Annotated in this window: 12 protein-coding genes; 4 read left to right on the top strand and 8 right to left on the bottom strand. The window is 63.2% G+C overall.

The annotated features are described in order from the left end of the window. Positions 1 to 34 precede the first annotated feature (34 nt). Entirely contained in the window at positions 35 to 571 is a 537-nt protein-coding gene (locus C7I87_RS07735; RefSeq protein WP_188393773.1) for a L,D-transpeptidase family protein, read from the bottom strand. Between the two features lie 144 nt (positions 572 to 715). Between C7I87_RS07735 and C7I87_RS07730 the strand changes: the two genes are divergently transcribed. From C7I87_RS07730 to C7I87_RS07720, 3 genes are all read left to right on the top strand, one after another. After that, positions 716 to 1,399, top strand: coding sequence for a response regulator transcription factor (locus tag C7I87_RS07730; protein WP_027145512.1), 684 nt, complete (start codon positions 716 to 718; stop codon positions 1,397 to 1,399). Positions 1,400 to 1,521: 122 nt separating this feature from the next. After that, complete coding sequence (locus C7I87_RS07725; RefSeq protein WP_149903637.1) at positions 1,522 to 1,977, top strand: Crp/Fnr family transcriptional regulator; 456 nt, start codon at positions 1,522 to 1,524, stop codon at positions 1,975 to 1,977. 13 nt (positions 1,978 to 1,990) lie between these two features. After that, the gene (locus tag C7I87_RS07720; protein WP_149903636.1) at positions 1,991 to 2,482 is read left to right on the top strand and encodes a GNAT family N-acetyltransferase; all 492 of its coding nucleotides are present in this window, start codon (positions 1,991 to 1,993) and stop codon (positions 2,480 to 2,482) included. Here the strand turns inward: C7I87_RS07720 and C7I87_RS07715 are convergent, their stop codons facing one another. The 7 genes from C7I87_RS07715 to tesB all read right to left on the bottom strand — a co-directional run bounded on the left by C7I87_RS07715 (position 2,483) and on the right by tesB (position 10,686). Then, complete coding sequence (locus C7I87_RS07715; RefSeq protein WP_149903635.1) at positions 2,483 to 3,289, bottom strand: exodeoxyribonuclease III; 807 nt, start codon at positions 3,287 to 3,289, stop codon at positions 2,483 to 2,485. It lies immediately after the preceding gene. Between the two features lie 71 nt (positions 3,290 to 3,360). Further along, positions 3,361 to 4,041, bottom strand: coding sequence for an outer membrane lipoprotein carrier protein LolA (locus tag C7I87_RS07710; protein ID WP_149903688.1), 681 nt, complete (start codon positions 4,039 to 4,041; stop codon positions 3,361 to 3,363). 132 nt (positions 4,042 to 4,173) lie between these two features. After that, on the bottom strand, positions 4,174 to 6,831 hold the full coding sequence (locus C7I87_RS07705; protein WP_149903634.1) for a DNA translocase FtsK: 2,658 nt from the start codon (positions 6,829 to 6,831) through the stop codon (positions 4,174 to 4,176). 294 nt (positions 6,832 to 7,125) lie between these two features. Beyond that, positions 7,126 to 7,401: a hypothetical protein gene (locus tag C7I87_RS07700; protein ID WP_149903633.1), complete on the bottom strand. Its 276-nt coding sequence runs from the start codon at positions 7,399 to 7,401 to the stop codon at positions 7,126 to 7,128. Positions 7,402 to 7,797: 396 nt separating this feature from the next. Beyond that, positions 7,798 to 9,153: an ammonium transporter gene (locus C7I87_RS07695; protein WP_149903632.1), complete on the bottom strand. Its 1,356-nt coding sequence runs from the start codon at positions 9,151 to 9,153 to the stop codon at positions 7,798 to 7,800. Positions 9,154 to 9,184: 31 nt separating this feature from the next. Then, positions 9,185 to 9,523 (bottom strand): P-II family nitrogen regulator, encoded by a 339-nt coding sequence (locus tag C7I87_RS07690; RefSeq protein ID WP_127280023.1) that lies wholly within the window; start codon positions 9,521 to 9,523, stop codon positions 9,185 to 9,187. A gap of 302 nt (positions 9,524 to 9,825) precedes the next feature. Beyond that, a complete protein-coding gene (tesB, locus tag C7I87_RS07685; protein WP_149903631.1) occupies positions 9,826 to 10,686 on the bottom strand; it encodes an acyl-CoA thioesterase II in 861 nt (286 codons plus the stop codon). Between the two features lie 97 nt (positions 10,687 to 10,783). Here tesB and C7I87_RS07680 point away from each other — a divergent pair, with 97 nt between their 5' ends. Continuing rightward, positions 10,784 to 12,043 (top strand): ubiquinone biosynthesis hydroxylase, encoded by a 1,260-nt coding sequence (locus C7I87_RS07680; RefSeq protein WP_149903630.1) that lies wholly within the window; start codon positions 10,784 to 10,786, stop codon positions 12,041 to 12,043. Positions 12,044 to 12,144 lie beyond the last annotated feature (101 nt).

Raw genomic sequence — 12,144 nt, 5'->3', positions numbered from 1 at the left:
CCCTATTCCCCTATTCCCCTATTCCCCTATTCCCTCATCTCACCACCCTCACCACCGTCCGGTCCGACAGCAGCGGCAAAAGCCGCGCCATCGTGCGCGCGGTCACCGCCACGCAACCTTCCGTCGGCGTGAAGCCGGGACGCGCCAAGTGGAAGAAGATGGCGCTGCCGCGCCCACGGCGGCGCGGCGCGATGTTCCAGTCGAGCACCAGGCAGGCGTCATAGAGCCGGTCGTCGCGCCGCATGCGTTCGTGGCTGGCGCCATAGGGTATCTTGACCGGCCTGTTATAGTTGCGGTCGTCTGATACCTCGCACCAGCCGAGATCCGGCCCGATCGGCGCCATCGCCAGCCGCGTCCTGCGGCCGGCGGCAAACTGATCCCCCCGAAAATAACCCGCCAGGATGCGCATCGAAGCGAGCGGCGTGGCGCCGTCACCCTCGCGCTTGCCGGACGAGATGCCGCCACGTCCCAGCGCGCACGAAAACACCGTTCTGCCGGCCTGCAGCAGGCCCTGGCTTGGGTGGCCGGGCCTCGCCCGCACGGTCAGTACGCGCAGCCCTTTTGGCAAAATTGCGCCGGCTGCATTGCGATCGTGTTTTTTCTTGTATGATCGTGCCACGGAACAAATCACTGTGATCGGCTATTGTGCCGGCCAGCTTCCGCATAAATACGCAGCGGTCAACTGAATTCACTTTTCAAAACAACGGATTGATCCATGACCTCACGCACCATCCTGATCGTCGACGACGATGACGACCTGCGCGGCACACTGGTCGAGCAACTGTCCCTCTACGAGGAATTCGACGTGCTGCAGGAATCCACTGCGGCAAAAGGCGTCACCGCCGCGCGCGGGGGGCTCATCGACCTGCTCATCATGGATGTCGGCTTGCCCGACATGGACGGCCGCGAGGCGGTGAAGATCCTGCGCAAGGGCGGCTACAAGGCGCCCATCATCATGCTGACCGGCCACGACACCGATTCGGACACGATTCTGGGTCTCGAGGCCGGCGCCAACGACTATGTGACCAAGCCGTTCCGCTTCGCGGTGCTGCTTGCCCGCATCCGGGCGCAATTGCGCCAGCACGAGCAGAGCGAGGACGCGACCTTCTCGGTCGGCCCATACACCTTCAAGCCGAGCCAGAAACTGCTCATCGACCCGCGCGGCGGCAAGGTGCGGCTGACGGAAAAAGAGGCCTCGATCATCAAATATCTCTATCGCGCCGACCAGAAGGTGGTGACGCGTGACGTGCTGCTGGAGGAAGTGTGGGGATACAATTCCGGCGTCACCACGCACACGCTGGAAACCCATGTCTACCGTCTGCGACAGAAGATCGAGCGCGATCCTTCCAATGCCGAAATTCTTGTGACAGAAAGCGGCGGCTACAAGCTGGTTCCTTAAACATTTCACTATCCAATGAGCGGTCTGGGCGGGGCCGCTTTCGGGTACGATCCTGTTGGAGGGGGATTCAGGGACCGTACCGCAGAGGAGGGATTGGACTGACCGTTCGGGGACACAGCTAGATGGCGCTGGATGACGACATCCGGATCCTGTCCGCCGTGAGGCTTTTCGAGGGCTTCACGCAGGAACAGTTGCGCCTGCTCGCCTTCGGCGCCGAGACCACTTTCCTGCAGGCGGACCACAAGCTTTATCGCGAGGACGACGTGGCCGACTCGGCCTATGTCGTGGTCAGCGGGCGTATCGTGCTGTATCGCGAGCAGGATGGCGAGCGCATCCCGATTGGCAGAGCCGGCCCCGGCACGATGCTCAGCGAACTGGCGCTGATCGCCGACACCAACCGGCTGACCAGCGCCTCGGCCGAAATCGACTCGGAAGTGATAAGGCTGAGCCGCAAGATGTTCAGGCGCATCCTGGAGGAGTATCCCGATGTCGCGGTGAAGCTCCACCAGCGCATCTCCGAGGAATTCCACGACTTGATCCGCCGCATCGAGGAACTGGCCCCGCGCTTTTCGGGGTGAGCGGGAGTTGCATGTGGACTTTCGGCTTGTTCGCGCTACCGAAAATGACCTGCCCTTCATCATGGCGACCGAGCGGCGCGAGGGTTACGAAGCGCTCGTCGGGCGTTGGGATGAGGCGCGCCATCGCGAAGCCCTTGTCGACGACAGTCATGCCTACTTTGTAGGAATCGGCGATTCCGTGCCGATCGGCTTTGTCATCCTCCGCGATTGGGCTTCTGCCGAACGTGTGACACTGGTCAAGCGTATTGCCGTCGTCGCGCCGGGGCAAGGCCAGGGCAGAATGATGCTGGCTGCGGCAGCAGACCGGGTATTTGGCGAGACCGACGCATATCGGCTCTGCATTGGCTTTTTCCCTGACAATCATCGCGCACGGCGCACCTACGAAGCCGTCGGCTTCACGGCCGAAGGTGTTTCGCGAGGCAGCGCGTTTTTCCAGGGCATGCATCGTGACGAAATGGTCATGGCGCAACTACGGCCAGAGTGGGAAAAGCGTAGATTCGGATAATCAATCGAGATTGAAGCGCGCGATCACCGGCACATGGTCCGACGGCCGGTCCCAACCGCGCGCCTGGCGCAGGATTTCGTAGCCGGTAAAATCGGGCACCAGGTTTGGCGACGACCATACATGGTCGAGCCGCCGGCCACGATTGGACGCCTCCCAATCCTGCGCCCGATAGCTCCACCAGGTGTAGAGTTTCTGTTCTGGCGGCACGTTGAGCCGCATCAGGTCGACCCAGCCGCCGGCGAGCCGCATCGCCTCGAAGTTTTCGGTCTCGACCGGCGTGTGGCTGACCACGTTGAGCAATTGCTTGTGCGACCAGACATCATGCTCGAGCGGCGCGATGTTCAGGTCGCCGACCAGCACCGAGGCCGACACCTCGCCATGCTCGGCCCGGATGGCGTTCATCTCGGCGACGAAATCGAGCTTGTGTCTGAACTTCCTGTTGATCTCGGGATCCGGCTCGTCGCCTCCTGCGGGCACGTAGAAATTGTGCAGCAGGATCGCCTTGCCGCCGGCCCGCACCGTCACCGACAGATGCCGGCTGTCCTCGATCTCGCAGAAGCGGCGCTTCTCGACCACCTCGATCGGCCGCCGCGCCACCGTCGCCACGCCGTGATAGCCCTTCTGGCCATGGAAGGCGATATAGGGGTAGCCGACCTTGCGAAAGGCTTTCTCGGGAAAGAGTTCGTCCGGGACCTTGGTTTCCTGCAGGCAGAGCACATCTGGCGCGTACTCATCGAGCAAGCGTTCAATGATCGGCATGCGCAAACGCACGGAGTTGATATTCCAGGTAGCGATGGAAAAGGGCATGCGGCAAGGTCCGGCGATAGATCGCCGAACTACTGCCAGCCACACGCCGGAAAAACAAGCGGCGACGAAGACTACCGTGTCTTGGTGTTCAGCTCGCGGTTGGCGGTATAGTCGATGGCGAAGGTGTCAGGCGCGAAACTGACGCCTTCCTTGGTGTTGAAGATCATCACCGTCGTGTCCTTGCCCTGCGCGTCGGTAATCGTCCACTGGCGCAGATCATAGGTTTTCGGATCGAACATCATGGTGATCCGCGCATTGCCGAACACCGACTTGTCGGCGAGCTGGATGGTGGTGAGATCGTCTTCTTCCTTGACGCTCTTGACGCGGTCGCCGGAGAGGTCGATCCGGTCGTCGAGCAGCAGCTTCAGCGGCGTCTTCGACAGCGGATAGAGATCGGATGTGTTCAGCCTCTTGTTGAGGATGACAACCGATTTGCCGTCGGAAATCACCCGGAAATTCGACGCCCCGTCATAGTTGAAGCGGATCTTGCCCGGCCGTTCCAGGAAGAATTTGCCGCCGGTCTGCTCGCCCTTGGGGCCGAACTGGACGAATTCGCCGCTCATCGATTTGACCGCGGAGAAATGGTCGGCGATCTTCTGCGCCGCCGGAGGCACGGCCGCCTGCGCCGAGGCGAGCAACTCGAATCCGGGCACCACGTTGAGGGCGGCGGCACCCGCGAAGACCAGGCCGAGGCCAAGCAACTGGCGGCGCGTCGGGGCAAGATTGCTCAGCGCTGAAAGATCGTTGTTCATATCGGTCACTCTCGTCTGATTCCTGATCTGGTCGCTGTCGTGAACCCCCAGTTGGGCTGAAGTTTGGCGAGGCGATCGGCTCAGCCGGTTGAACGCGCCAGAAGGTTCAAAGTTGCCGCAGCCCCCCATCCTTCAGAATTTGTCGTCCTCGGTCGGCACCAGGATTTCGCGTTTTCCGGCATGGTTGGCTGGGCCGACAATGCCTTCCTTTTCCATCTTCTCGATGATCGAGGCGGCCCTGTTATAGCCGATGCCCAGACGCCGCTGGATGTAGCTGGTCGAGGCCTTGCCGTCGCGAAGCACCACCGAGACCGCCTGATCGTAGGGATCGTCGGAATCCTCGAAATTGCCACCGCCCCCGCCGCTGGAACCGCCCTTCCCGGACGGCTCGTCGTCGTCCTCGCCGTCATCCTCGGTGATGGCGTCGAGATATTCCGGCACGCCCTGCAGCTTCAGGTGCCCGACAATCTTCTCGACCTCGTCATCGGAGACGAACGGCCCGTGCACGCGCTGGATGCGGCCGCCGCCGGCCATGTAGAGCATGTCGCCCATGCCGAGCAGCTGCTCGGCGCCCTGCTCTCCCAGAATGGTGCGGCTGTCGATCTTCGACGTCACCTGGAAGGAGATGCGGGTCGGGAAATTGGCCTTGATGGTGCCCGTGATGACGTCGACCGAGGGACGTTGCGTCGCCATGATGACATGGATGCCGGCTGCGCGCGCCATCTGCGCCAGGCGCTGGACGGCACCTTCGATGTCCTTTCCGGCGACCATCATCAGGTCGGCCATTTCGTCGATGATGACGACGATATAGGGCATCGGCTCGAGATCCAGATCCTCGGTCTCGTAGATCGCTTCGCCGGTCTGGCGGTCGAAGCCGGTCTGCACGGTGCGCGAGATCTTTTCGCCCTTCTTCTCGGCCTGTTGCACGCGCGCGTTGAAACCGTCGATGTTGCGCACGCCGACCTTGGACATCTTGCGGTAGCGGTCCTCCATCTCGCGCACCGTCCATTTCAGCGCCACCACCGCCTTCTTCGGGTCGGTCACGACGGGCGTCAGAAGATGCGGAATGCCGTCATAGACGGAGAGTTCGAGCATTTTCGGATCGATCATGATCAGCCGGCATTCCTGCGGGGTGAGCCGGTAGAGCAGCGACAGGATCATGGTGTTGATGGCGACCGACTTGCCCGAACCGGTGGTGCCGGCGACCAGCACGTGCGGCATCTTGGCGATGTCGACGACGACGGCCTCGCCATTGATGGTCTTGCCCAGCGCCAGCGCCAGCTTGGCCTTCGTCGTCTCGAAGTCGCGGCTGGCCATGATCTCCCTGAGATAAACCGTCTCGCGCTTGGCGTTTGGCAGTTCGATGCCGATGGCGTTGCGCCCGGGTACGACGGCGACGCGGCAGGCGATGGCGCTCATCGAGCGGGCGATGTCATCGGAGAGGCCAATGACGCGCGACGACTTGATGCCCGGCGCGGGTTCGAGCTCGTAAAGGGTGACGACCGGGCCCGGACGAACGGCAATGATCTCGCCCTTGACGCCGAAATCCTCCAGCACGCCTTCGAGCAGGCGCGCGTTCTGTTCCAGCGCGTCCTTGGAAAGACTTGGGTCGCGCGCCACGTTCTTGGGTTCGGACAGGAAATGCAGCGACGGCATTTCGAACGTGTCCGAGCCGATCAGCGAGGTCTGCGCCTCGCGCTGGACGCGGGCGCCCGGCACGGGTCGCGCCGCCGGCGCCTCGACCCGGGTGGCGGCATCGGAACGGAACTGCTGGACCTTGGCCGTGGCGGCACGCCGCTGGGCGACAGGCTCGTCGTCGAAATCCATGTCCTCGTCGTCACGGCCGAAGACGTCGTCGTCGGCCGGATCGACGGAAACGCCGCGGTCGTTGACCATGGCAGCGAAGAATTCCGGTTCGACACGGGCGCGGCCGTCATGGCTCATGCGGGATTCGGCGAACTCGGCCGACTCGACCCGTTCAGCGGCACGGCGCCAGGCGCTGGCGCGTGGCTCCATCTCCGGTTCGAACTCGTCGCGCTCCTGCCTGCGGCGCACCGCCCGGCGATGCATCCACGCGCGGAACGACAGCCACCAATGGGTGATGGCGCCGAGCGCCAGTATGCCCTCGTCGCCCTCGTCCTCGTCATTGTCGAACAGAAGCTCGTCCTCGCGCGGGTCCGCGGCGGCCGGTTCTTCCATCACGGCGAAGCCGTTCTTGCGCCCGATCAGCGCCGCGCCATAGGCGAACAGCGAGAGCGCGGGTGCCGCCAGCAATATGGCGAGCACGCTGGCGATCAGCCCGGTCGGATAGCCGCCGATAAGGATACCGGGAATCTTGAGCACCATGTCGCCGAAGACGCCGCCAAGGCCGGTGGGCAGCGGCCAGGTCTTGGGCGGAACGATGCAGCCCGCGATCGCGGCGGCGAGCAGCGCGAAACCAAACCAGTACACCCCGCGCTTGGGCAGCCTGTCGACGCCGCGCGCCGAAAAAAGGAGATACCCCCAGATGACGGCTGGAACCAGCGCGGCAACCGCAGCGAGGCCGAAGAACTGCATGGCTAGGTCGGAGAACACCGCACCGGCATAGCCCATCGCGTTTGTGACGGTGTTGGCGGTGGCGTGCGAGAAGCTTGGGTCGGCGACGTTCCAGGTCGCGAGGCTTGCGATGGCGAAGGCGGTGAACGCGAACAGGCCGGCGCCGACCAGCCGGCCGACCTGGCGCCGCGCGAATGCCTGGATGCCGTGCCCCGTATCGGTCAGCGCGAGCGGTGCTGAAGCCCCTGAACGCATGCTCTTCCCCGTCAGTGATTGCCTGGCCCGAGCGCATGACGCACTCCGGCAGATTCGGACGCCAGACTAGGCGTGGGAAGGTTAAGGGCGCATTAACCATGGCAATCCCGCGCCTTCATGCCTTCATATTGTGCGATGCCGGATCGGCGCATCGCTCAGACGGCGGTCACGCCGCCAAGCGATAGCACTCGCGCCCCGCTCAGGCACCCCAACTGGCGTAGAACGACAATGGCGGGCACATGGCCCGCCATCATTCGTCCCGTTGCCCGGGACGGTTCAGAAGTCGGCCGGGGCCTAGTTTGCGCCGCCAAGCATATGAACGTTCTGGCAGAACTCGGCGTGCGGCTTGCTCATCGCCGCATCCTGGCATTCCTTCACCATGGCGTCCTGCTTCTCCTTCGGCATGGCCATGAAGGCTGCCTTGAATTCCGCCATCGGCTTCATGGTTTTCATGCTGGAATCGGTGAAGAACGGCGCCATGTTGTCCGGCTCGTCCAATGCGCCGGCTAATGCAAAGCCGCTGACCATGGAAAGCGCGAGTGCCCCGAGGCAGATATTCTTGAGGTTCATGAGAAAATTCCTTCCCTGTGTTTCAAAAACACGAGCGTCAGAACGACGGTCGCCTCCACAATTCGGAGACAGAGTGGTTGATGTTTCCTCAAAAATCCTCTTCACGCGAACGTGACTGCGCGAAGTTGATATTCACCGGAAAGAATTGCCAAAAAAAGAGGCCCGGATGCGATCCGGGCCTCAAGGCGTGAACTCCTTGCGGGAGCGTCACGACGGGATGCTTTTTCAAAGCAATTCCAGGAAAAGTGCTTTTCGCGGTTTTCCGTCCGGAATTGCGTAAAAACAGAGAAATCGAGCAATTCCAGGAAAAGTGCGTTCGCGGTTTTTCGTCCGGAATTGCGTGGGGATATGGGACCGGCGGGAGGAGGGTTCCGCCGGTCCCTTGGCAAGGATGCCTTACGGCACCACTTCGCCATGCTGGGAGATGTCGAGGCCTTCGACCTCTTCCTGGGTCGTCGGACGCAGGCCGACCAGCGCCTTGACGATGTAGAGGATGACGAAGGTGGCGATGGCCGTCCACAGGATGGTGAAGACGATGCCGTAGAGCTGGGTCACGACCGAGCCGCCCTTGCCGAGCGCGTTGATCGCGGGATCGGCGAGCGCGCCGGTGAGCAGCGCACCGATGATGCCGCCGACGCCATGGACACCGAAGGCGTCGAGCGAGTCATCATAGCCGAACATGTGCTTCACCTTGACCGCCGAGATGTAGCAGAGCACGCCGGCGACGATGCCGATGATGAAGGCACCGGTCGGGTTGACGAAGCCCGAAGCCGGCGTCACCGCGACGAGGCCGGCGACAGCGCCAGAGATGATGCCGAGCACGGAGGGCTTCTTGGCGACGATCCATTCCGCGAACATCCAGGCCAGCGCCGCCGCGGCGGTGGCAACCTGCGTGTTCATCATGGCAGCGCCAGCAAGACCGTCGGCCGCCAGTTCCGAACCGGCGTTGAAACCGAACCAGCCAACCCACAGTAGGGAGGCGCCGATGACAGAGAGGACCAGGTTGTGAGGCGCCATGTTGGTGGTGCCGTAGCCTTCGCGCTTGCCGAGGACCAGCGCGCAGACCAGGCCCGCGACACCGGCGTTGATGTGAACGACCGTGCCGCCGGCGAAGTCGAGAACGCCCGCCGTACCAAGGAAGCCGCCGCCCCACACCCAGTGCGCGATTGGGCAATAGACGATCAGCAGCCACAGGGACATGAAGATGACCAGGGCCGAGAACTTCATGCGCTCGGCAAAGGCGCCGGCGATCAGCGCCGGGGTGATGATAGCGAAGGTCATCTGGAACATCGAGAAGACGAATTCAGGGATGTTCGACACCCCCGGCAGCCACAGCGTCGAGACCGTGATGCCGTGGTGGAAGAATTTCGAGAAGCCGCCGAGATAGGCATTCATGCCGCCGCCGTCGGAAAAGGCCAGCGAATAGCCGAACATGAACCACAGCACCGTCACCAGGCAGGTGATGGCGAAGCTCTGCATGATCGTGGCAAGCACGTTCTTCTTGCGCACCATGCCGCCGTAGAACAGCGCCAGGCCCGGGATGGTCATCATCAGCACCAGCGCCGTCGATGTCAGCATCCAGGCAGTGTTGCCGGTATCGAGCACCGGAGCCGGAGTGGCAGCCGGCGCGGCAGCCGCGGCAGCAGGTGCGGCTTCCTGCGCGAAGGCGGCGACGCTGCCCAACGCTGCGAGAGCGAGCGAGCCCAGGAGGGCTGCCCTTCCCGTCGTCTTCAAGGTGGAAGGAATATTCATTGAACTCTCCATTGGAATACGTGTTCGCCGCTCAGAGCGCGTCGGTGTCTGTTTCGCCGGTACGGATGCGCACCGCCTGGTCGATGCCGAAGACGAAGATCTTGCCGTCGCCGATCTGGCCTGTCTTGGCCGCGGCGGTGATGGCTTCGACGGCCTTGTCGACCATGTCGGCCGCGACCGCGACTTCGATCTTGATCTTCGGCAGGAAGGAGACCGCGTATTCCGCCCCCCGATAGATTTCCGTATGCCCCTTCTGACGCCCGTAGCCTTTGACTTCGGTGACGGTCAGGCCCTGGATGCCGACGGCGGTAAGCGCTTCGCGTACCTCGTCCAGCTTGAACGGCTTGATGATTGCCATCACGATTTTCATAAGGTTTCACCCTTTGCTGTTGCGGTGCCCCGCGTTTGCACGACTTCACCGATCCCAAAGAGCCGGAGAGTGCTCCCAAGGATTCAAGCTCCGTGCCAAGTGCCGAAGCAGGGTGTTAACCTGTTGTAAACAAAGGGATTGGAGCGACCGGGGCCTGCCGATGCTGGCGCCTGCGGTGCATCATATGCTCAAAAATTATGCAGTTTTTTGAAATTGCCTATTTTGCCGGCTTTGAACGTGGGCCAAAAAGGGGAAGCCCGGTTTTTGGAAAAGCTCGTGCTCAAACAAGACCCGCAAAATGCTCAACGCTTGAGCCGGATCAGGCCTTCCTGGGCCATCGAGGCGATCAGCGTGCCGTCGCGGGCATAGAGCGTGCCGCGGCTGAAGCCCCGCGATCCCGAGCTCGAGGGACTGTCCTGTGCATAGAGCAGCCAGCCGTCGAGCGAATGCGGCCGGTGGAACCACATCGAATGGTCGAGGCTGGCCGCCTGGATGTCGGGATCGAACAGGCCGCGCCCATGCGCGAAGGTCGAGGTGTCGAGCAGTGTCATGTCGGAGAGATAGGCGAGCAGCACCGACTGCAGCGCGCGATCGTCGGGAACCGGCCCGGCAAGCCGGATCCAGACATTCTGCCGGGGCGGCAGCTTGTCGCGGCTTTCATAGTGCTGGAGATTGACGGGCCTCAGTTCCAACGGCCGCTCGCGGGCCCAGAAGCGTCGCACCGCCTCCGGCACCCTATCGGCCGTTTCGAGCAGTTCGCGCTGGGTCTTCAGCCCTTCCGGTGGCGGCACGTCGTCGGGCAGTGCGAACTGGTGCTCGAGGCCCTTCTCGTCGACCTGGAACGAAGCCTCCAATGAAAAGATCGCCTGTCCGTGCTGGATCGCCAGCACGCGCCGCGTGGTGAAGGACCCGCCGTCGCGGATACGGTCGACCTCGTAGATGATCGGCACCTTGATGTCGCCCGGGCGCATGAAATAGCCGTGCAGCGAATGCACGAAGCGGTCCGGCTCCACCGTCCGCTGCGCCGCCACCAGCGCCTGCGCGATGGTCTGGCCGCCGAACACGCGCTGCCACTCCACCTGGGGGCTGCGACCACGATACAGATTGTGTTCCAGCCTCTCGAGGTCGAGAATGCGCAGAAGCTCGTCCATGGCCGCCGTCATGTTTTGTGACCTCGCCGCAAAATTGCTATGGCGGTTTCCGACAGGAAGAACGAGCCGTCAAGGGCGCAGCCCGGTCGGCACGCAAGGAGCCAAGACAATGGAACGTAAGGCGGACGCCAAGACCAGATCCGGGCTCGATGTTCTCGTCGCCGGCGCCGGCTATGTCGGCCTGGCCGCCGCCGTCTCGCTGAAGCAGGCGCGACCGGGCCTTGCCGTGGCGCTGGTCGACGCGGCGCCCGCCGGTTCCTGGCAAAGGGATGGCCGCGCCTCTGCCATCGCCGCGGCCGCCTGCCGCATGCTCGACCAGCTCGGTGTCTGGGCCGAAATCGCGCCCAAGGCGCAGGCGATCACCGAGATGATCATCACCGATTCACGCAACGCCGATCCGGTGCGCCCGGTCTTCCTGACCTTCGGCGGCGAGGTGGCGCCGGGCGAACCCTTCGCGCATATGGTCGCCAACAGGGCGCTGAACGGCGCCTTGCGGGCCAAGGCCGGAAAGCTCGGCATCGACATCATCGAAGGCGTCGCGGTGCAAAGCTTTGAGACCAATGGCGCCGGCATCACGGTGCATCTGGCCGACGGTGCCACGCTGGCGGCGCGGCTGCTGGTTGCCGCCGATGGGGTCAATTCGAAACTGCGCGACATGGCCGGCATCAAGACGGTCAGGTGGGAATACGGCCAGTCCGGTATCGTCTGTACCGTGGCGCATGAACGCCCGCACAACGGCCGCGCCGAAGAACATTTCCTGCCCGCCGGCCCCTTCGCCACGCTGCCGCTGAAACCCGACGAGGACGGCACCAACCGCTCGTCGATCGTCTGGGTCGAACGGGCGGAAGATGCGAAAGCGCTCGTGGAAGGCGACGATCTCGTCTTCGAACATGAACTCGAACGGCGCTTCGGCCTGAAGCTCGGGGAAATCCGCGTCGCCGACAAGCCGCGCGCCTGGCCGCTCGGCCTGACCATCGCGCGCGCTTTCGTCGCGCCGCGCATCGCGCTTGCCGGCGATGCCGCCCACGGCATCCATCCTATCGCCGGCCAGGGCCTCAATCTCGGCTTCAAGGATGTGGCCGCACTTGCCGAGGTGATTGTCGAAGCCGACCGGCTCGGCCAGGACATCGGCGCGCTCGACGTGCTGGAACGCTACCAGCAATGGCGCCGTTTCGACACGGTGCAGATGGGCATCACGACCGATGTGCTGAACCGGCTGTTTTCCAACGACATCACGCCGCTGCGCACCGTCCGCGACATTGGCCTCGGCCTCGTCGAACGCATGCCACGGCTGAAGGAGTTCTTCATCCGCCAGGCGTCGGGACTATCTGCCGGCACGCCGCGCCTGCTGAAGGGCGAGGCGATCTGATCCCCTGTCGCGGACTAAAGCGCGTCGCCTCGAAACAGATTCAGGCGACGCGCTTTAGGTCTTTGTTTTTATGCATGTCGTCGTCTTCCCAAAACCGAGGT

This window comes from Mesorhizobium sp. SARCC-RB16n, assembly GCF_008520305.1.
In the GTDB taxonomy this organism is placed as follows: domain Bacteria; phylum Pseudomonadota; class Alphaproteobacteria; order Rhizobiales; family Rhizobiaceae; genus Mesorhizobium.
Note: the sequence above shows the minus strand (reverse complement) of the source record. Positions and strands in the feature narration are given on the sequence as shown.

Coding starts and splice junctions, on each gene's coding strand:
- tesB (WP_149903631.1), bottom strand. CDS start 10,686: ATGACGGCGGCCATGGACGAGCTTCTGCGCATTCTCGACCTCGAGAGG.
- C7I87_RS07730 (WP_027145512.1), top strand. CDS start 716: ATGACCTCACGCACCATCCTGATCGTCGACGACGATGACGACCTGCGC.
- C7I87_RS07710 (WP_149903688.1), bottom strand. CDS start 4,041: ATGAACAACGATCTTTCAGCGCTGAGCAATCTTGCCCCGACGCGCCGC.
- C7I87_RS07715 (WP_149903635.1), bottom strand. CDS start 3,289: ATGCCCTTTTCCATCGCTACCTGGAATATCAACTCCGTGCGTTTGCGC.
- C7I87_RS07690 (WP_127280023.1), bottom strand. CDS start 9,523: ATGAAAATCGTGATGGCAATCATCAAGCCGTTCAAGCTGGACGAGGTA.
- C7I87_RS07705 (WP_149903634.1), bottom strand. CDS start 6,831: ATGCGTTCAGGGGCTTCAGCACCGCTCGCGCTGACCGATACGGGGCAC.
- C7I87_RS07680 (WP_149903630.1), top strand. CDS start 10,784: ATGGAACGTAAGGCGGACGCCAAGACCAGATCCGGGCTCGATGTTCTC.
- C7I87_RS07700 (WP_149903633.1), bottom strand. CDS start 7,401: ATGAACCTCAAGAATATCTGCCTCGGGGCACTCGCGCTTTCCATGGTC.
- C7I87_RS07725 (WP_149903637.1), top strand. CDS start 1,522: ATGGCGCTGGATGACGACATCCGGATCCTGTCCGCCGTGAGGCTTTTC.
- C7I87_RS07695 (WP_149903632.1), bottom strand. CDS start 9,153: ATGAATATTCCTTCCACCTTGAAGACGACGGGAAGGGCAGCCCTCCTG.